We start from the raw sequence: 19,571 nt of genomic DNA on the forward strand, positions 1-19,571 counted from the left end.
ACAATGGTCGCCGCACAGCAGTCCGGCCCCCGAGGAGCACCAACGATGGCGCGTCGCCCCGCGACCCCCGACGTCCCGCCCGAGGACGTCGTCGAACGCATCGTCGACATCGACGTCGCGACGGAGATGGAGGGCTCGTTCCTCGAGTACGCCTACTCCGTCATCTACTCCCGCGCACTGCCCGACGCTCGCGACGGCCTCAAGCCCGTGCAGCGCCGCATCCTGTTCCAGATGTCGGAGATGGGCCTGCGCCCGGACCGCCCGTACGTGAAGTCGGCGCGCGTGGTCGGCGACGTCATGGGCCGCCTGCACCCGCACGGCGACACCGCCATCTACGACGCGATGGTCCGCCTCGCGCAGCCGTTCTCCCTGCGCCTGCCCCTCATCGACGGGCACGGCAACTTCGGTTCGCTCGACGACGGGCCCGCCGCGCCCCGGTACACCGAGGCGCGCATGGCACCGGCCGCCCTGGCGATGACCACGGGTCTCGACGAGGACGTCGTCGACTTCGTCCCGAACTACGACAACAAGCTCCAGCAGCCCGAGGTCCTCCCGGCCGCGATCCCCAACCTGCTGGTCAACGGTGCCGCGGGCATCGCGGTCGGCATGGCCACGAACATGGCCCCGCACAACCTCGTCGAGGTGATCGCGGCGGCCCGCCACCTGGTGCTGCACCCGGACGCGACGCTCGAGGACCTGCTGCGGTTCGTGCCCGGGCCCGACCTGCCCTCCGGCGGCAAGATCGTCGGCCTCGACGGCGTCCGCGACGCGTACCGCACCGGCCGTGGCGCGTTCCGGACGCGGGCGACCGCCCGCATCGAGAACGTCACGCCCAAGCGCAAGGGCATCGTCATCACCGAGCTGCCCTACGGCGTCGGCCCGGAGAAGGTCATCGAGAAGGTCAAGGAGGGCGTCCAGACCAAGAAGCTCACCGGCATCTCGGACGCCATGGACCTCACCGACCGCACGCACGGTCTCCGGCTCGTGATCGAGGTGAAGACCGGCTTCGTGCCCGAGGCGGTGCTGGAGCAGCTGTACCGGTTCACGCCGCTGGAGGACTCGTTCTCCATCAACAACGTCGCTCTCGTCGCCGGCCAGCCCAAGACGCTCGGCCTGCGCGAGCTGCTGGTGGTGTGGGTGGAGCACCGGCTCGTCGTGGTGCGACGGCGCTCGGAGTTCCGGCTGGCCAAGCGGCTCGAGCGCCTGCACCTGGTCGAGGGCCTGCTCATCGCGATCGTCGACATCGACGAGGTCATCCAGGTCATCCGCACGTCCGACGACGCCGACACGGCGCGCGCCCGCCTGCGCAGCGTCTTCGACCTCTCCGAGCCGCAGGCCGAGTACATCCTCGAGCTCCGGCTCCGCCGCCTGACCCGGTTCTCCCGCATCGAGCTGGAGAAGGAGCAGGAGCAGCTGGCGACCGAGATCGCCGAGCTGCGCGAGATCCTGGCCGACGACGCCCGCCTGCGCACCCTCGTCTCGGACGAGATGGCCGAGGTCGCCGCCACCTACGGCACGCCGCGCCGCACGATCCTGCTGGAGTCGGCCGGCGGCACGTCCGTCACCGGCGCACCGGCGGCCCGCGGTTCTGCAGCCCCTCTGGAGATCGCCGACACGCCTTGCTGGGTCCTGCTCTCGGGGACCGGTCTCCTGGCCCGGACCGCGTCCGAGGACCTCCCTGCCCGGGTCGAGGGGGCGCGCCGCGCCAAGCACGACGTGGTCTCCGGGACCGTGCTCACCACGGCGCGCGCCGAGATCGGTGTCGTGACGTCGCAGGGCCGCATCGTGCGCGTCTCCGTGCTCGACCTGCCCGCGCTCCCGCCCACGGACGGCACCCCGAGCCTGTCCGGAGGCGTCCCGCTCGGCGAGGTGGTGACGCTGCTGCCGCGCGAACGCGTGGTCGGGCTGGCGTCGCTCGCTGCCGACGCCCCCACGCTCGCGCTCGCGACCGCGCAGGGCACCGTCAAGCGGGTCGCGCCCGGTGACGTACCCGGCAACCGCGACGCGTGGGAGGCCATCGCGCTCAAGGACGGCGACGAGGTGGTCGGCGCGGTCGCCGTCGTTGACACCGACGAGCTCGTGCTCGTCGCGTCCGACGCGTCGCTGCTGCACTTCGCCGCGTCGGCCGTGCGGCCGCAGGGACGCGCCGCGGGCGGGATGGCCGGCATCAAGCTCGCGGCCGGCCAGCGGGTCGTCGCGTTCGCAGCGGTGGCCGCGGACGTCGTCGCGCAGGCTGTCGTCGTCACCGTCGCCGGTGCCTCCGGTGCCCTCCCGGGGACGCAGGCCGGGTCCGCCAAGGTCAGCCCGTTCGAGGTCTACCCGGCCAAGGGACGTGCCACGGGCGGCGTGCGGGCGCACCGGTTCCTGCGCAACGAGGACGCCCTGATCCTCGCGTGGGTGGGCGTCGGCCCGGCCTGGGCCTCGGGGTCGGGCGGTCAGCCGATCGAGCTGCCCGCGCTCGACCCGCGTCGCGACATGTCCGGGACGGCCCTCAGCGCGCCGGTACACGCGGTCGGCTGAGCGTCCGCGCCGCGCGGACCATCGAGACCACGTTGTCGGGCACGCTCGGCCGGCTCACCACCGGCCGCGGTGCCCGCTCGGGCGCCCGCCGCTGCCGGGCGTTGCGCTCGACGACGGCCGCCGCGATCAGCGCCTGCGCGACGACATAGGTGAGCATGACCCAGAAGTCCTGGTGCGGCAGGTTCCACGCCGGGACGAACTCGCCGAGCGCGATCAGACCGTCGGACACCAGGAACACGGCGCCGCCGATCCCTGCGAGCCGACCGACGCCGGTGGACAGGACCGCCATCGCGGTCAGGCAGCCGCCGTACACGGCGACGGGGACCAGCAGGTCGCCGGCGCCGCCCGCGCACGCGCCGACCATGCCGACGAGCACGGCCGCGTACGGCAGCAGGAGCACAGGCCGCCGGTGCAGGACCGAGCGCCGCGCGTCCGGTGCGAACGCGACGACGAATGCCACCTGCGCGAGCAGGAAGAAGCCGACCATCACCAGGAAGGACGCGTCGTCGCCGACGAAGGAGGGCAGGAGGTCGCCGAGCCAGGAGAAGCCGAGCGCGACGAGCACCCAGGTCACCAGGTGCCCGCGCGGCCACCGCGTGGCGGAGACGAGCGTGCCCGCCAGCACGGGCATGAGAGCCCACTGCGCGACGCGAGCCACACCGTCGGCACCGACCCACTCCGCCGACACCTGGACGAGCGCGACGACCACGAAGGCCGCGGCCCAGATGCGTGCGGCCCAGGACAACGTCCGTCCCACCACGACCTCCTCGACGCCGGGCGACGTCGACCGGCAGCAGCGCGAGACGTCGTCGTCCCGCCGCGCCCGATGCTAACGCGCCCCGAGCCGTCTCCATGACGGCCCTGCGGGTGAGGTGTCAGAGGTCGATCGCGAACATCGTCGAGCTGTGGAAGACGACATAGCCGAGGTTCGTGTACAGCCGGTGTGCGCCCGACTGGTTGGCGGTGTCGACGCCGAGCTCGGCGTACTCGATCCCATCGGCCTTGTAGGCCGTCATCGCGGCGCTGAGCAACGCACCCGCGAGGTGCCGGCCGCGCCAGGCCCGGCGGACGCCGAGCAGCTCGGTGTAGCCCGCGCTGTACCCGGTGATCTCCCAGTCCTGCTCGTAGCGGCCGGAGAGCAGGTAGCCCGCGACCTCACCCGTCGCGTCGTCGACCGCGGCGAAGCTCCAGGTGGGCGCGAACATGCTGCGTCCCTGCGCCCACTCCTGCGCGGTACGCGGCTCGCTGCCCCAGTGGTCGGCGAACGCCTCGTTGTGCGCGAGCCGCACCTGGTCGTCCAGCTCGGGCGTCCAGGGCACGATCGAGATGCCGTCCGGTGCGGGGATGTCCGGCAGCGCGACGTCGAGGGGACGCTTCATCTCCGCGTAGAAGCGCGCAGGAGCGAAGCCGGACGCGCGCAGCAGGCGGATCTTGGTCGGGGCGTCGTCGTCGGTGAAGACTGCGATCCGGGCCGGTAGCTCCTTGCCCGCCTCGGCGATCTTCTGGCGGCCCCGGCCCATCGACCACGCGAGCAGCTCGCGGCCGATCCCGCGTCCACGCCACAGCGGGTCGACCCCGCCGTCGAGGAACGCCCGCACCACACGGGTGTCGCCGGGGGGCTGGTTCACCTGCGCGTACGCGCGGAACCGTCCGTCGGCGTCGACGGCCCCGAGCGTGTCGAGCTCGTGGTTCTTCCACTCGCCGTCGAAGTGCTCGTCGACCTCCCCCTGCGACGTGCGGTACGGCGCGTGGTCGGCCTCCTCGATCGCCGTCAGCAACCGGGTCAGCTCGGCGACGTCGTCGCGGGTCAGCGGCCGCCAGACCAGGCCGGCGAGCCCGTCGAGCGACGGGAGCTCGGCCGGTGCAGCGGCGCGCTCGGCGATGGGGGTCTCGGTGGCGTTCACGACGACCACGATTCCGGGCGGGGCCCCGCCGGGCAACCGAAAAGTGCCTAGGAGGCCGACCCGCGCAGGATCGAGGTCATCTTCTTGCCGCGGGCCACCTCGTCGACGAGCTTGTCCATGTATCGGATCTTCTGCATCAAGGGGTCCTCGATCTCCTCGACGCGCATCCCGCAGATGACGCCTGTGATCTGCGAGGCGTGCGGGTTCAGGCCGGGCGCCTGCGCGAAGAACGTCTCCAGGTCGATCTCGTCGGCGATCGCCTTCTGGAGGCCGCCCTCGTCGTAGCCCGTGAGCCACGTGATGACCTCGTCCACCTCGTCCTTGTGGTGGTCCTTGCGCTCGACCTTCTTCACGTAGAGCGGGTAGATGCTGGCGAAGCTCATGCCGAAGATGCGGTGTCCTGCCAACGTCCCGTCCTTCCGTCCCGACTCAGGCGTCGATGCGGCTGCGGTCGAGCCCGTCCGCACCGGCGACGATGAAGTCCTTGCGCGGAGCGACGTCCGAGCCCATGAGCAGCTCGAAGATCTCCTCGGCCCGCTGCGCACCCTCGACCGTGACCCGGCGCAGCGTGCGGTGCCGCGGGTCCATCGTCGTCTCGGCCAGCTGGTCGGCGTCCATCTCGCCCAGGCCCTTGTAGCGCTGGATGTCGTCCTTGTAGCGCTTGCCGGCACGATCCAGCTTCTTCAGGGTGGCCGCGAGCTCGGCCTCGGAGTACGTGTACACGTACTCGTTCTTGCGCCCACCGCCGCCGATCACCTCGATGCGGTGCAGCGGGGGCACGGCGGCGTACACGCGCCCGTCCTCGACGAGCGGGCGCATGTACCGGAACAGGAGCGTGAGCAGCAGGGTCCGGATGTGCGCGCCGTCGACGTCGGCGTCGGTCATCAGCACGATCTTCCCGTAGCGCGCCGCCTCCAGGTCGAACGTGCGGCCCGAACCCGCGCCGACCACCTGGATGATCGCCGCGCACTCGGCGTTCTTGAGCATGTCCGAGACGGACGCCTTCTGGACGTTGAGGATCTTGCCGCGGATGGGCAGGAGCGCCTGGAAGTCCGAGCTGCGGGCCAGCTTGGCCGTGCCCAGGGCGCTGTCGCCCTCGACGATGAACAGCTCGCTGCGGCCCACGTCGTCCGACCGGCAGTCCGCCAGCTTGGCGGGCAACGAGCTGGTCTCCAGGGCGTTCTTGCGGCGCGAGATCTCCTTCTGCTTGCGCGCGGACAGGCGGGCGCGCATCTCGCCGACGATCTTGTCGAGCAGCAGCGACGACTGCGCCTTGTGGTCCCGCTTGGGCGACGCGAAGATCGCCGCGAGCTCCGTGTCCATCACGCGCGCGACGATGGCCCGCACCGCACCCGTGCCGAGGACCTCCTTGGTCTGCCCCTCGAACTGCGGCTCCGCCAGGCGGACCGTCACGACGGCGGTCATCCCCGCCAGGACGTCCTCCTTGTCGATCCGCTCCGAGGTGTCCCGTGCCGAGATCTTCAGCCGGCGCGCGTTCGCCTCGACCTGCTTGCGCAGCGTGCGCAGCAGCCCGGCCTCGAAGCCGGCCATGTGCGTCCCGCCCTTGGGGGTCGAGATGATGTTGACGAAGCTGCGGACCTCGGTGTCGTAGCCGGTCCCCCAGCGCAGCGCCACGTCGACCTCGCAGGTCCGCGCCACCTCCTGCGCGGTCATGTGCCCGCGCTCGTCGAGCACCGGGACGGTCTCGTGGAACGTGCCCGACCCGGTCAGGCGCCACGTCTCGGTGACCGCCGGGTCCGGGGCCAGGTGGTCGACGAAGTCCACGACGCCGCCGCTGTGCAGGAACGTCTCCTCGTGGGGGCCGTCGGCGCCCGGCGTACCGGCGATGCGGCGTTCGTCGCGCACCATGAGCGTCAGGCCCGGCACCAGGAAGCTCGTCTGCCGCGCCCGCGTGACCAGCTCGTCGTAGGCGAAGACCGCCGTCTTGGGGAAGATCTGCGGGTCTGCCCAGTACCGCACGCGCGTGCCGGTCTTCGCACGCGCGACCTTCCCGCCCAGCTCGAGCGACGAGCCCGAGACGAAGGGCTCGAAGGCAGAGTCCGGCCCGATGCCGCCGCGGTCGTCGAACGTGCCCGGCTCGCCCCGGCGGAACGTCATGCGGTGCGTGCGGCCGTTGCGGTCGACCTCGACGTCGAGGCGCGAGGACAGCGCGTTGACGACCGAGGCGCCGACACCGTGCAGACCGCCCGACGCGCCGTACGAGCCGCCGCCGAACTTCCCGCCCGCGTGGAGCTTGGTGTAGACGACCTCGACACCCGTCAGGCCCGTCTTCGGCTCGACGTCGACCGGCACCCCGCGACCGTTGTCGCGGACCTCGACCGAGCCGTCCGCGTGCAGCACGATGTCGATCCGGTCGCCGTGGCCGGCCAGGGCCTCGTCCACCGAGTTGTCGATGATCTCCCACAGGCAGTGCATCAGGCCGCGGCTGTCCGTGGTCCCGATGTACATGCCCGGGCGCTTGCGCACCGCCTCGAGGCCCTCCAGCACCGACAGGTGGCGGGCCGTGTAGCCGGACTGCGAGGAGGTCGTTGTCACCGGCCGATCGTATCCGTCGGTCCCCACATGGCCCCGCTGCCATGCCGCTGCGACGCGCGGGGGCCGCTATCTCGCGGTATGTCCGCTTCTCGTCCTGTTACGGCAGATCTCGATTTGTTTCGGGACGGTCACAGTCCACTACGCGGTGAGCGAACCACCCGCTCTGGGTGCCTACAAACGGGGAACGAGATGGTTGTATGGACGTGTGACGGGCACCATGACGCAACCACTGACCGCGGCCGACCGCTGCGACCGCTGCGGCGCGCAGGCCTATGTCCGGGTCATCCTCCCGGTCGGAGAGCTGTTGTTCTGCGCGCACCACGCGCGCGAGCACGCGCCGAAGTTCGCCGCGCTCGCCACCCACGTGCAGGACGAGACCGACCGCCTGCTGGCCGAGCACGGAGCAGGAGCCGGCGCCGCCACCTGAGCGCGCACGGCACCAACCGAAGACGGCGACGAGGCCCGGACCGCAATGGTCCGGGCCTCGTCCGTCTCCGGGTCGACGAGCCGTGCGTGATCTACGACGCGGCTGACACGCGCTCCGCCGCGACGTCGGCCCAGGCAGCGCTCGTCACGAGCGCGCGAGCCTGCATGTCGCCCGGCCAGCGCAGCCTGGCGCTGCTCGGGCGCACCGCGCCACGGCTGGCCGTAGACGAGCTCGACGTCCGTCACCCCGATGAAGCCGAAGATCGCCGGTTGACGCAACGAGGCCCGGACCAACCGGTCCGGGCCTCGTCGTGCGTTCGTTCGGTGCTGCTGGCGCGTCAGTCCAGGTAGTCGCGCAGGACCTGCGACCGCGACGGGTGGCGCAGCTTCGACATGGTCTTCGACTCGATCTGCCGGATCCGCTCGCGCGTCACCCCGTAGACCTTGCCGATCTCGTCGAGCGTCTTGGGCTGACCGTCGGTCAAGCCGAACCGCATCGACACGACGCCGGCCTCGCGCTCCGAGAGCGTGTCGAGCACCTGGTGCAGCTGCTCCTGGAGAAGCGTGAAGCTCACGGCGTCGGCCGGGACCACGGCCTCGGAGTCCTCGATGAGGTCACCGAACTCGCTGTCGCCGTCCTCGCCGAGCGGCGTGTGCAGCGAGATGGGCTCGCGGCCGTACTTCTGGACCTCGACGACCTTCTCGGGCGTCATGTCGAGCTCCTTGGCCAGCTCCTCCGGCGTGGGCTCGCGGCCCAGGTCCTGGAGCATCTGGCGCTGGACGCGCGCGAGCTTGTTGATGACCTCGACCATGTGCACCGGGATACGGATGGTGCGGGCCTGGTCGGCCATGGCGCGGGTGATCGCCTGACGGATCCACCAGGTGGCGTACGTCGAGAACTTGTAGCCCTTGGTGTAGTCGAACTTCTCGACCGCGCGGATCAGACCGAGGTTGCCCTCTTGGATCAGGTCCAGGAACAGCATGCCGCGGCCCGTGTAGCGCTTGGCCAGCGAGACGACGAGTCGCAGGTTGGCCTCGAGCAGGTGGTTCTTGGCGCGGCGGCCGTCGTTGGCGATCCACTCGAGCTCGCGCTTGATCTTGGGCTCCATGGTGACGCCCGAGTTCAGCCGCTCGTCGGCGAACAGGCCCGCCTCGATGCGCTTGGCCAGGTCCACCTCCTGCTCGGCGTTCAGCAGCGCGACCTTGCCGATCTGCTTCAGGTAGTCCTTGACCGGGTCGGCTGTGGCGCCGGCGGTCACGACCTGCTGGGCCGGGGCGTCGTCGTCGTCGGCGTCGGAGTAGACGAAGCCGCTGTCCTCGGACTCCTCCTCCTTGGCGGCGGGCTTCTTCTCACCGTCCTCGGACTCGTCGTCCTCGTCAGCGACCTCGACGGCCTCGACGACCTCGCTCACCTCGGCGACGACGTCGACGACCTCGATGTCCTCGATGTCGATCTCCTCGCCCTCGACGGGCTCGTCCTCGGACGGCTCGGCGTCGCCGGCCTTGGCGGCCGTTGCCTTGGCGGTCGTCGTCTTGGCGGCCGGAGCTGCCTTGGCACGCGTCGTCTTCGGCTTGGCAGCGGCGGGCGCGTCCGGGTCGGCCGTCGCGGTCGCCCGGCGACGGGTCGTCGTCGCGCCCGCGCTCTCCTCGGCCGCCACGACTGCCTTGGCCGTCGGACGGGCCTTGGCGCTGGTCGCAGCGGCGACGCGGGCCGGCTTGGCCGTGGGGGCGGCGGGCTCGGAGACACCGATGCCGGCCGTCGCGAGGCCGCGGACGACGGCGCGCAGGCGCTTGGCGTCCTGGACGTCGGCCTGCTCGCACGCGGTGCGCAGTTCCTCGGCACCGACCGTGCCGTGCGTGCGGCCGCGAAGGACGAGCTCCTGCAGAGCGGGGTGCTCGAACTCACGCGGAAGTGCGGGGTGCGGGGTCTGGGACGACACGAACGACCTTTCGGCAACGCGACACCGGGAGGGGCCGGGAGTCTAGATAGATATTGTACCGACCTCGCGGGCCTCTCGCCGTTACCTCGGGCACGACGAGACGACCGCCAGGGGCGGATTTTGCGGGGTTGCACGCTTACAACGGACGAGCGCCGCCAGAGATTCCCGCCCGGACCAACCCGGCGAGCCGTCGCAGGACGGCGTCAGGTCGGCTTCACGGTGAGCACGGGGCACGCCGCGTCGAACAGGACGCGCTGGGCGTTGGCTCCCAGGATGAGCTTGCCCACCGGGCTGCGCCGACGAAGTCCGAGGACGATCAGCTGGGCGCCCACCTGCTCGGCGGTCGAGATGAGGTCGTCTGCGACGTCACCGCTCTCCAGGAGCCGGACCTCGTGATCGATGCCGGCCTCGGTGAGGCGAGCCCGGACCTGGTCGAGGTCGGCCTCCACGCTCGCGCGCTCGTCCGCGGGCTCGCCCGGACGCGCGCTGACGACCACGACGACCGGAGTCTGACGCACTCGTGCCTCGTCGACCGCCGCCTCGAGAGCTGCCCGACCTTCGGAGGTGGCCAGATAACCCACCACGATTCCCATCGGTCTCTCCCGTCCACGTCGACTTGGCCCCTCCGTGACCGTACCCGAGGCGGGCCTGCACCACGACCGCATCGTCGGAGCGTCGAAACCCCAGGTGGGAACGGCCGTCGCGGGTCAGCCGGACCGCCGTACCCACCCGGGTGGGATGCCGGCCCCGAGCGCGTCGCCGAGGAGCGCTGCCAGCCGGTAGCCCGGTTCCGCGGCGAGCGCGCGGTCCAGGAGCACCCCGGCTCGCGCACCGTCGCCCCGCCACCACGCCAGCAGGGCCAGCAGCGTCAGTGCGGGCGCCTGCGCGCCGGCCCGACCGTGGGCGACGACCCCCTCCAAGGCCGCCTCGTGCGCCGTCGTCTCCGGCTCCGGAGGGTCCACGGCCCGGGACGGGTCGATGATCTTCGCCATCGCGGCACCGAGCGCGTCGTCGAGGCCGTCGGAGCCCGCAGCCACGACCCTCTCGGCCAGGTCGTCGGTCCCGGGCACGAGCGCGACGAGCACCGCGTCGCGCACCAGGCGGTCGTCGAGGCCCGCCTCGAGCCTCCCCCACGGCACGCGGCGGCCCGCACCGTCCGCCGCCGACACCCGTCGTACGACCTCGCGCCACGCGACGACCGAGTCGAGGCGCCACGACGCCACGGCCCCCGGACCGCACACCAGCGCCTCCTCACGATGGGTCTCCCACCGCCGTCGAGCCCGCGCGACCGTGCGTCGGCGCTCGGCTCCCGCCGACCGGATGCGGGCGATGTCTGCGCGCGAGTCGGCGACCGCGGAGCCCGCGAGCACCAGCTGCGCACCGATCTGGGTCGAGTCGAGGTCGACGAGCGGCCGGCCGCCGGGCGGGCAGCAGTCGTCGACACAGTCCAGCGAGAAGTACCCCGTGTCCGTCACGACCCACGCCGGCACGTCACCGAGCGACGGCTCGGCCGCGTCCCGGAAATGTCGCGCMGCGCGCKGCGCCGGGCCCGCGACACCGCGCGGGTCGTCGTCCGTGTAGAGGACGAGGACCCCGCTCTCGGCGTCGTCCCGTCCGAGGTAGGCGAGGAGCCGGCGGGCGAGGGCAGGACCCTGATGCGGGTCCGCGAGGTGCGGCAGGTCGACCCGCACGACCAGCCCGACCCGCCCGCGTGGCGCCCGCAGGCTGACGGCCACGACGCTGTCCCGCGGACGGAAGCCGAGCCGGTGCGGGACCAGTGCGAGCAGCTCGCGGGCCTCCCTCATGCGGACTGTGGTGATCTCCATGGGCCCAGCCCACCGGCCCGAGGACCGCCGTGACGGCCGCACCGCAGTTCTGTGGGCGAGCCGTGCCGAGGCGAGGGTTGTGGTCGCGTCGGCTCCGGTCGAGCGATGTCCGGTCGCACATCCCGGCCCGCTAACCTGACCCGATGCCCAGCCGGTCCACCCTCGTCGCGCGCGCAGCAGCAGTGGCTGCGGTCGCCGTCACCGTGCTCGGCGCGGCGGGCTGCACGACGAGCAGTCCCGGCGTCGCGACCGCCACCGGCTCGACCGCCGTGACGGCGTCGCCGAGCCCGACGGAGACCCTCCTGCCGGGGGCCGACAGCCCGCACTCCGCCGTCGGGAAGGTGGTCGACGGATTCCCCGTCGACCTGATCCCGGTGCCGGACGGCGCCGAGGTGCTGGTCTCGTCGGCCGAGCCCGTGGAGGGCACGGACCTCACCGAGGTGAGCCTGAACCTGCGTTCGCAGGCGGACACCGCGACCCTGCTCGCCGCCGTCAGTGCCCCGCTCGTCGCCGCCGGATTCGTCGCGGGCGCTCCCCCGGCCGCCGAGCCCGGGCTGTCCGCGCAGTCGACGTTCTCCCGCGCCGACGGCTCCGAGCTGCTCGTCGTCGGCATCCTCGACCGCGACGGCGTGCGCACCATGACCCTCGGCGGGCGGGTGCGGCTGCCCGCGCCGTAGGCTGCCCGGCGTGACTCCCTCGACCCCCGCCCTCGTCGACGTCGAGGACGTCCGTGCTCGTGTCGACGCGGTCCTGGCGCGGCACGTCGCGCAGCTGCGCACCGTCCTCGCGGCCGCGAGCGGCGACGCGGACCGGCTCGCGGACGCGGTCGCGCAGATGCTCTCGGGCGGCAAGCGGCTGCGGGCCGCGTTCTGCTACTGGTCCTGGCGCGCCCACGGCGGCCGTGCAGGCAGCGCCGAGGCCGACGCGGTGATCCGTGTCGGAGCGGCGCTCGAGCTGTTCCAGGCCGCGGCACTCTTCCACGACGACGTGATGGACGACTCCGACACGCGACGCGGCTTCCCAGCGGCACACCGGGCCTTCGCCGCCCTGCACGACGCGCACGGTCTGACCGGTGACGCCGAGCGGTTCGGCATGTCGGCCGCGATCCTGCTCGGCGACCTGACGCTGGTCGCCAGCGAGCAGGAGTTCGCCGGCGCCCTCGCGACGCAGCCCGTGCAGCGGGCCGAGCGCGCACGGGCGGTCTTCGACCTCATGCGTACCGAGGTCACGGTCGGGCAGTACCTCGACGTCCTTGCCCAGGCGCTCCCGTGGGGCGACGACCCGGCCGCCGACGAGGTCCGCTCCCGGGAGGTCATCCGCGCGAAGGCCGCGCGCTACAGCGTCGAGCACCCGTTCACGCTCGGTGCGGCGCTCGCCGACGCGGACGAGCCGGCCCTCGCCGCGTGCCGGGCCCTCGGCCTGCCGCTCGGAGAGGCGTTCCAGCTGCGTGACGACCTGCTCGGCGTCTTCGGCGACCCTGTCGCGACGGGCAAGCCCGCCGGCGACGACCTGCGGGAGGGGAAGCGCACCGTACTCACGGCCCGGGCGGTCGCGCGGGCCCGCGCGGTCGGCGACGAGGCGACCGTCACTCTTTTGCGCACCCGTCTGGGTGATCGCGGCCTTTCCGACGCGGATGTCACCCAGGTGGCCGACGCGATCAAGGCCACGGGCGCGCCGGACGACATCGAGCAGCTCATCGAGGAGCTCTCCGGAACCGCGTTCGACCTCATCGACGCACGGCGCTGGCCGGACCCGGCGCGAGGCCAGCTGGTCGGCCTGGCGCATGCGGCGGTGGACCGGCGCGCCTGAGGCACAACGGCCCGCCGCTCCCGAACACAGCGGTGGACCGACGCGCCTGAGGGCACAACGGCCCGCCGCTCACCAACAACGCGGTGGACCGGCGCGCCTGAGGCACAACGGCCCGCCGCTCCCGAACACAGCGGTGGACCGACGCGCCTGACCTCTAGAGCTCGGCGGCCGCCAGGCGCCGGATCTCGGTCTTGCGACCCGCCCGCAGCGCGTCGATCGGCGTCCCGGGCAGCGCGTCCTGCGCGGTGAAAAGCCACTCGATGGCGTCCTCGTCGGAGAACCCGGCGTCGGACAGCACGGTGAGCGTGCCCTGCAGCGAGGCGAGGACGGTCCACGGCTCGTGCGCCTCGGGCTGCGTCGGCTGCGCGGGGTTGGCCAGATGCCCCGGGACCAGGAACGACGCCGGGATCGAGAAGACGCGCGGGTCCCCGCGGCGGGTGCCCACGATGCGGCGCTCCTGGACGATCCGACGAACCTTCGAGGGGTCCGTGCCGAGGCGGTCGGCGACGTCGGGGACGGTGAGCCACTCACCTACGAGGAGGTCCAGGGCGTCTGCAGATGCGTTCACCCGACCAGAGTACGCATCCGGGAATTACACCTCGGCAATTCCGCCCCGCGCTTTCCAGGCCGGAATCCGTGGGCTACCGTCACTTTTGTTCACTCCTGTCACACAGGACCCTTCTCTTTACTTTCGCAACATGAGGTGCGCCATGGCCCAGTCCGCTGCAGCCCGTTCCGTCGGGCTCCGCCGCGCCGCCACCGGGACGGGTGCGCTCGCGCTGGTCGCGATCGCCGCGACGGCGACCGGTGGGGCCGCCCACGCCGACGAGCAGGTCACGGTCCGGTCCGGAGACACGGTCAGCCACATCGCGGCCCGCAGCGGGAGCACGGTGGCCGCCATCGCCCGCGCGAACGCGCTCGCCGACGTGTCGCGCATCCGCATCGGCCAGGTCCTCACGATCCCGACGGGCGCCGCGGCGGCCGCACCCGCCCCCGCAGCAGCACCCGCGCCCGCTGCCGTGGGCTACACCGTCGTCTCGGGCGACACCGTCGGCCGCATCGCCGCGCGCTACGGCACGAGCGTGCAGGCGGTCATCGCGGCGAACGGCCTGGACGCGCGCGCCATGATCCGGATCGGCCAGACCCTGACCATCCCGGGTGCGGCGTCCGCGGCCGCGCCTGCTCCGGCGCCCGCTGCCGTCGCGCAGGCCGCCAGCTCCACCGCGTACACGGTGAGGTCGGGCGACACGGTCACCGGGATCGCGACGAAGCTCGGCTCCTCGGTGCCCGAGATCATCGCCGCGAACGGGCTCGACGCGCGCGCGCTCATCCGCATCGGACAGACCCTGACCGTCCCGGTCCCCGCACCGGTCTCGGCGTCGGTCGGCAACACCTTCGCCGGACGGACCTACTCCGACCAGGTCGTCGCGGCGGCCAACGCGAACCTGGCCGCCCTGCGCGGCACGTCGGTCCCGACCAAGAGCCAGATGCAGGCGAAGATCGCGGCGACCGCGAGGGCGATGGGCGTCGACCCCGCGCTCGCGCAGGCGGTCGCCTTCCAGGAGTCGGGCTTCAACCACGCCGTCGTCTCGCCGGCGAACGCGATCGGCACCATGCAGGTCATCCCGAGCTCCGGGGCCTGGGCCTCCGACCTCGTCGGGCGCCCGCTGAACCTCGTCGACCCCGACGACAACGTGATCGCGGGCGTCGCGATCCTGCGGTCCCTCGTCTCGAACGCGCCCGACCTGCCGACGGCGATCGCCGGGTACTACCAGGGCGCCACGTCCGTGAAGCGCAACGGGATGTTTGCGGACACCCGTCGCTATGTCGCGAACGTGCAGACCCACATGACGCGCTTCCACTGACAGCCGGTCCTGCGCCCGTAGACTCCTGCGCGTGGGAACAACCGTCACCGATCCGCTCGTCGGCCGCCTGGTCGACAGCCGGTACGAAGTCGTGTCCCGCATCGCGCGTGGCGGCATGGCGACCGTGTACCTCGCGGTCGACCGCCGCCTGGACCGGGACGTGGCGCTCAAGGTCATGCACGCGCACCTCGCCGAGGGGGCGTCCGGCACCGACTTCGTCGCCCGGTTCCGCCGCGAGGCCCGGACCGCCGCCCGCCTGACGCACCCGGGGCTCGTCGCCGTGTACGACCAGGGCGTCGACGGCGAGACCAGCTATCTGACGATGGAGTACGTCGACGGCTCGAACCTGCGCCGCTACCTCGGCGAGCGCGGCGCGCTGACCGTCGGGGACGCCCTCCGGATCGGCGAGTGCGTGCTCGACGCCCTGGCGACGGCGCACCGCGGCGAGCTCGTGCACCGCGACATCAAGCCCGAGAACGTGCTGCTGGCCACCGACGGGCGGGTCAAGCTGGCCGACTTCGGCCTGGCCCGCGCGGTCACCGAGGTCACCTCGACGACGACGGGAACCGTGCTGGGCACGGTCGCCTACCTGGCGCCGGAGCTGGTCACCCGCGGCCTGTCCGACGCGCGCACCGACGTCTACGCGTGCGGCATCCTGCTCTTCGAGATGCTGACCGGCCGTCAGCCGTTCACCGGCGAGACCCCGATCCAGGTCGCGTTCCAGCACGTCAACAACGACGTCCCCGCCCCGTCGGAGCTGGTGAGCTGGCTGCCGATCGAGATCGACGAGGTCGTCCGCTCGCTCGCGGCCCGCGACCCCGACGACCGCCCGGTCGACGCGGGTGCGGCCCTCGCGCTGCTGCGCAGGACGCGCCTGGCCCTGGACGAGGAGACCCTCGAGCGACGCGCGGACATCGCACCCTCGATCGTCCTGCCGGCCGCGACCGACCCCGACGAGACCGACCTGAGCCCGGAGGCGGAGGCCGAGGTCGACGACGCGTCGCAGGACGCTCTCGAGGAGGTCTCCAGCGACCAGGCCGAGACGACTCGGCTGGAGTCCGACGCGCGCGGCGCGACCGTCGCCCTCCCGATCGGACTGGGCGTCAGCGCCGCGGAGCTCGACCAGGGCGGTCCGCCCCCGGTCAAGAAGCGGCACACCGCCCGCTGGATCATCCTGCTCGGCCTGCTCGCGGCCCTGATCGGGGGTGCGGCCTGGTGGTACGTGGAGTACGGCCCGGGCGCGTACACCACGGTCCCGACGATCGTGCGGCAGGACGAGGCGCACGCGACCCAGATCCTGGAGAACGCCGGGCTCGAGGCGAACGCGACGAAGGAGTTCAGCTCCGACGCGCCGATCAACGAGGTGTTCTCGACCGACCCGGGTGAGGGCAGCCGCATCCGCAAGGGCGGGACCGTCACGTTCGTCGTGTCCAAGGGCCCCGACCTCGTCGTCGTCCCGGACGGTCTGGTCGGCGTGCCCCAGGCGGACGCCGAGGCGGCGCTCACGGCCGCCGAGCTGACCCCGAACCTCGGCACGGCCCAGGACAGCGACACCGTGCCGGCGGGCAACGTCATCAGCGCGACCATGCCGGACGGCATCACGCCCGCCGAGCCCAGCGCGAGCATCACGCGGCACGCGGTCGTCACGCTCGTCATCTCGAACGGTCCGGCGCCCGTGACGATCACCTCGGTGGTGAACCTCTCGGTCGAGGACGCCACGAAGCTGGTCGCTCCCGACAACTTGAAGCTCGCGCCGACCGAGGTGTTCAACGGCGACGTGCCTGCGGGCCTGATCATCGACCAGGTGCCCGCACAGGGCGCGCAGGGGCACCGCGGCGACACGATCACGGTCAACGTGTCCAAGGGTCCCGAGCTCGTCACCGTGCCCGACGTCGTGGGCAAGAGCAGCGAGGACGCGCAGGCCGCGCTCGAGAGCGCCGGCCTCGTCTACAAGGGTCAGAAGTACCTGGGCGGGATCTTCAACAAGGTGCGCTTCCAGGACACCGGCGCCGGGACTCAGGCGCCGAAGGGCTCCACCGTCACCGTCACGATCTGGTAGCCCGCCCGGCGCTCGGCCGGGCGGACCGTCCAGCTCGGGTCAGCTGGCCGCGCGCAGGAGCTCGACCACCTGGAACGCCATCTCCAGCGACTGCTGGTGGTTCAGGCGGGGGTCGACGAGGGTCTCGTAGCGCCGCGACAGGCCCTCGTCGTCGATCTCCTCGGTGCCACCCAGCACCTCGGTGACGTCGTCGCCCGTCAGCTCGATGTGCAGCCCGCCCGGGACGGTGCCCAGCCCGCGGTGCACCTCGAAGAAGCCGGCGACCTCGTCCATGACGTCGGAGAACCGGCGGGTCTTGTACCCGGAGGCCGACGTGATGCCGTTGCCGTGCATCGGGTCGCACACCCAGGTGACGGGACGGCCGTCGGCGGTGACCTTCTCGACGAGGGACGGCAGCAGGTCGCGGACCTTGCCGGCACCCATGCGCGTGATGAAGGTGATGCGCCCTGCCTCGCCGCTCGGGTTGAGCTTGTCGATGAGCGCGAGCGCGTCGTCGCCGGTCGTCGTCGGGCCCAGCTTGATGCCCAGCGGGTTCTGCACGCGCGAGAAGTAGTCCACGTGCGCGCCGTCGAGCTGACGGGTCCGCTCGCCGATCCAGACGAAGTGGCCGGAGCAGTCGTACGGCAGGCCGGTGCGCGAGTCGATCCGCGTGAGGGGTCGCTCGTAGTCGAGCAGCAGACCCTCGTGGCTGGCGAAGAACTCGACCGTGCGCAGGGCGTCGAAGTCGGCGCCGCAGGCCGCCATGAAGCGGATCGCGCGGTCGATCTCGGCGGCGATCTCCTCGTAGCGGGAGTACGCCGGGTTCGCCATGAAGCCGCGGTTCCACTCGTGCACGCGCAGCAGCGAGGCGAAGCCGCCCGTGGTGAACGCACGGATCAGGTTCAGCGTCGACGAGGACGTGTGGTACGCCTCGAGCAGCCGCTGCGGGTCCGGCGTGCGGGCCTCGGGCGTGAACTCGAAGCCGTTGATGATGTCGCCGCGGAACGCGGGCAGCGTGACGCCGTCGCGGGTCTCGCTGTCCGACGAGCGGGGCTTGGCGTACTGCCCGGCCATCCGGCCCATCTTGATGACGGGCAGGCTCGCACCGTAGGTCAGGACGACCGCCATCTGCAGGATCGTCTTGATCTTGTTGCGGATGTTGTCCGCCGTGGCCTCGTTGAACGTCTCCGCGCAGTCGCCGCCCTGCAGCAGGAACGCCTCACCGCGGCCGGCCGCGGCCAGCTGGGAGCGCAGCGCGTCCGCCTCGCCAGCGAACACGAGCGGCGGGACGGTCGCGAGCTTGTCGGTGACCCGGGCCAGGGCGACCGCGTCGGGCCACTGCGGCTGCTGGACCGGCGACATCGAGCGCCAGGCGTCCAGCCCGGCGACGACCTGCGGGTCCGGCTCGACGGTCATGAGTGGCTCGCCGGGACGAGGTCCTGGCCGATGTCCGCGAGCAGCTCGCCGAACCACGGCTGGGACACGTCGAACGCCTTGCCGCCGGCGATGCGCGGGAACTCGATCGCGCGCAGCACGTCGCCCTGCTCCTCGTCGTGACCGATCACGCCGGACTCGCCACGCAGCGCGCACTCGACGGCCAGGTCCGTCATCGACTTGATCAGGCGCAGGTCCTCGGCGTTCGCGGCAGCGGCGCGCGAGTAGTAGCCGGACTTCTGCACCATGACCTTCTCGGCGCCCAGCTTCTCGGCGAACTGCTTGGCGAACCACTGACCGGGGTTGATCGTGTCGAGGCGCACGTGACCGAACGCGTCGCGCAGCACCTCGGTGCCCGAGGACTCGAGCTGGTCGACGATCTCGTGCATGCCGGCACCCTCGGACAGGAAGATGTTGACGTTGCCCTGGGTGTCCATGACCGTCTTGAGGCGGGCGGCCTCGGCGTCGATGTCGAGCGCGAGCTCGGGCAGGAACACCGCGTGGATGTCCCAGCGCTCGCGCGTCAGACCGATGCCCGGGACCCACTCCTGGGTGTCGAGCCACGTGCGGTAGTCCGCCGCCGCGACGGCGGTGAGCCACCCGCAGTGCCGGCCCATGACCTCGTGCACGATGAGCATGCGCGGGCCGGAGCGGTGCTCGCCGATGATGTTCGCGGCGAACCCGGCGGCCTCCTCGGCCGCGGTCCACGCGCCGAGGGACTGCTTGATCGGCACGACGTCGTTGTCGATCGTCTTGGGCAGGCCGACCACGGTCAGCTCGTAGCCGTTGTCGTGCAGGTAGGCGGCGAGGTCCGCCGCCGTCGTGTTCGTGTCGTCGCCACCGATGGTGTGCAGCACGTCGACGCCGTCGGCCTTCAGGCGCTCGGCGGCGACCTGCAGCGGGTCCTCGCCCTCCTTCACCAGGCCGCGCTTGACGCAGTCGGCCGCGTTGGTGAGCTTGACGCGCGAGTTGCCGATGGGCGAGCCGCCGAACCTGTGCAGGATCCCGGCCTTGGCGCGCGTCTCGTCGTCGATGACGATCTTGTCGCCGCGCAGGAGACCGTAGTAGCCGTGCTCGTACGCGATGATCTCGATGTCGGGAGCGATCTCCGTGTAGCGCTCGATGAGCCCGCCGACGGCGGACGACAGGCACGGAGCGAAGCCACCTGCGGTCAGGAGGGCGACGCGACGAACCGACATGAGAAACACCTCTCGTTGACACCATCGGCGCGCACGGGCAGCGGCGCGCCCCAG

Annotated in this window: 17 protein-coding genes; 7 read left to right on the top strand and 10 right to left on the bottom strand. The window is 72.1% G+C overall.

Annotated features, from left to right (window positions below; genetic code table 11):
• Positions 1 to 45: 45 nt before the first annotated feature.
• Entirely contained in the window at positions 46 to 2,520 is a 2,475-nt protein-coding gene (locus AC1DUE_RS11255) for a DNA gyrase/topoisomerase IV subunit A (RefSeq protein WP_477039505.1), read from the top strand.
• Here the strand turns inward: AC1DUE_RS11255 and AC1DUE_RS11260 are convergent.
• The 4 genes from AC1DUE_RS11260 to AC1DUE_RS11275 all read right to left on the bottom strand — a co-directional run bounded on the left by AC1DUE_RS11260 (position 2,492) and on the right by AC1DUE_RS11275 (position 6,980).
• Positions 2,492 to 3,277 carry a lysoplasmalogenase gene (locus AC1DUE_RS11260; protein ID WP_477039506.1) on the bottom strand — a complete coding sequence of 262 codons (786 nt, stop codon included), beginning with the start codon at positions 3,275 to 3,277 and terminating at the stop codon, positions 2,492 to 2,494. The genes AC1DUE_RS11255 and AC1DUE_RS11260 overlap by 29 nt on opposite strands.
• Before the next feature lie 118 nt (positions 3,278 to 3,395).
• Positions 3,396 to 4,424 carry a GNAT family N-acetyltransferase gene (locus AC1DUE_RS11265; RefSeq protein ID WP_477039507.1) on the bottom strand — a complete coding sequence of 343 codons (1,029 nt, stop codon included), beginning with the start codon at positions 4,422 to 4,424 and terminating at the stop codon, positions 3,396 to 3,398.
• 47 nt (positions 4,425 to 4,471) lie between these two features.
• Entirely contained in the window at positions 4,472 to 4,831 is a 360-nt protein-coding gene (locus AC1DUE_RS11270) for a DUF2200 domain-containing protein (protein WP_477039508.1), read from the bottom strand.
• A gap of 22 nt (positions 4,832 to 4,853) precedes the next feature.
• Positions 4,854 to 6,980, bottom strand: a complete 2,127-nt coding sequence (locus AC1DUE_RS11275) for a DNA gyrase/topoisomerase IV subunit B (RefSeq protein WP_477039509.1) — start codon at positions 6,978 to 6,980, stop codon at positions 4,854 to 4,856.
• A 217-nt stretch (positions 6,981 to 7,197) separates the two neighbouring features.
• Between AC1DUE_RS11275 and AC1DUE_RS11280 the strand changes: the two genes are divergently transcribed.
• Together AC1DUE_RS11280 and AC1DUE_RS11285 are read left to right on the top strand one after the other, a co-directional pair.
• Complete coding sequence (locus AC1DUE_RS11280; RefSeq protein WP_477039510.1) at positions 7,198 to 7,407, top strand: DUF7455 domain-containing protein; 210 nt, start codon at positions 7,198 to 7,200, stop codon at positions 7,405 to 7,407.
• Positions 7,408 to 7,493: 86 nt separating this feature from the next.
• Positions 7,494 to 7,757, top strand: a complete 264-nt coding sequence (locus AC1DUE_RS11285) for a hypothetical protein (RefSeq protein ID WP_477039511.1) — start codon at positions 7,494 to 7,496, stop codon at positions 7,755 to 7,757.
• Here the strand turns inward: AC1DUE_RS11285 and AC1DUE_RS11290 are convergent.
• From AC1DUE_RS11290 to AC1DUE_RS11300, 3 genes are all read right to left on the bottom strand, one after another.
• Positions 7,745 to 9,346 (bottom strand): RNA polymerase sigma factor, encoded by a 1,602-nt coding sequence (locus AC1DUE_RS11290; protein ID WP_477039512.1) that lies wholly within the window; start codon positions 9,344 to 9,346, stop codon positions 7,745 to 7,747. The genes AC1DUE_RS11285 and AC1DUE_RS11290 overlap by 13 nt on opposite strands.
• A gap of 203 nt (positions 9,347 to 9,549) precedes the next feature.
• On the bottom strand, positions 9,550 to 9,939 hold the full coding sequence (locus AC1DUE_RS11295) for a universal stress protein (protein ID WP_477039513.1): 390 nt from the start codon (positions 9,937 to 9,939) through the stop codon (positions 9,550 to 9,552).
• A 114-nt stretch (positions 9,940 to 10,053) separates the two neighbouring features.
• Positions 10,054 to 11,172: a DUF4192 domain-containing protein gene (locus AC1DUE_RS11300; protein WP_477039514.1), complete on the bottom strand. Its 1,119-nt coding sequence runs from the start codon at positions 11,170 to 11,172 to the stop codon at positions 10,054 to 10,056.
• Positions 11,173 to 11,315: 143 nt separating this feature from the next.
• Here AC1DUE_RS11300 and AC1DUE_RS11305 point away from each other — a divergent pair, with 143 nt between their 5' ends.
• Positions 11,316 to 11,849 carry a hypothetical protein gene (locus AC1DUE_RS11305; RefSeq protein ID WP_477039515.1) on the top strand — a complete coding sequence of 178 codons (534 nt, stop codon included), beginning with the start codon at positions 11,316 to 11,318 and terminating at the stop codon, positions 11,847 to 11,849.
• Between the two features lie 10 nt (positions 11,850 to 11,859).
• Entirely contained in the window at positions 11,860 to 12,981 is a 1,122-nt protein-coding gene (locus AC1DUE_RS11310; RefSeq protein ID WP_477039516.1) for a polyprenyl synthetase family protein, read from the top strand.
• A gap of 154 nt (positions 12,982 to 13,135) precedes the next feature.
• Here AC1DUE_RS11310 and AC1DUE_RS11315 read toward each other — a convergent pair whose 3' ends face one another.
• Positions 13,136 to 13,549, bottom strand: coding sequence for an Rv2175c family DNA-binding protein (locus AC1DUE_RS11315; RefSeq protein WP_477039517.1), 414 nt, complete (start codon positions 13,547 to 13,549; stop codon positions 13,136 to 13,138).
• 142 nt (positions 13,550 to 13,691) lie between these two features.
• Between AC1DUE_RS11315 and AC1DUE_RS11320 the strand changes: the two genes are divergently transcribed.
• Together AC1DUE_RS11320 and pknB are read left to right on the top strand one after the other, a co-directional pair.
• The gene (locus tag AC1DUE_RS11320; protein WP_477039518.1) at positions 13,692 to 14,846 is read left to right on the top strand and encodes a LysM peptidoglycan-binding domain-containing protein; all 1,155 of its coding nucleotides are present in this window, start codon (positions 13,692 to 13,694) and stop codon (positions 14,844 to 14,846) included.
• Positions 14,847 to 14,877: 31 nt separating this feature from the next.
• Positions 14,878 to 16,905 (top strand): Stk1 family PASTA domain-containing Ser/Thr kinase, encoded by a 2,028-nt coding sequence (pknB, locus tag AC1DUE_RS11325; protein WP_477039519.1) that lies wholly within the window; start codon positions 14,878 to 14,880, stop codon positions 16,903 to 16,905.
• Positions 16,906 to 16,944: 39 nt separating this feature from the next.
• Here the strand turns inward: pknB and AC1DUE_RS11330 are convergent, their stop codons facing one another.
• Positions 16,945 to 18,300: a class II 3-deoxy-7-phosphoheptulonate synthase gene (locus AC1DUE_RS11330; RefSeq protein ID WP_477039520.1), complete on the bottom strand. Its 1,356-nt coding sequence runs from the start codon at positions 18,298 to 18,300 to the stop codon at positions 16,945 to 16,947.
• Positions 18,297 to 19,517, bottom strand: coding sequence for a pyrophosphate--fructose-6-phosphate 1-phosphotransferase (locus tag AC1DUE_RS11335; RefSeq protein ID WP_477039521.1), 1,221 nt, complete (start codon positions 19,515 to 19,517; stop codon positions 18,297 to 18,299). The genes AC1DUE_RS11330 and AC1DUE_RS11335 overlap by 4 nt, the downstream gene beginning before the upstream one ends.
• Positions 19,518 to 19,571: the final 54 nt, after the last annotated feature.

The organism is Cellulomonas sp. P4_A2, from assembly GCF_056402515.1.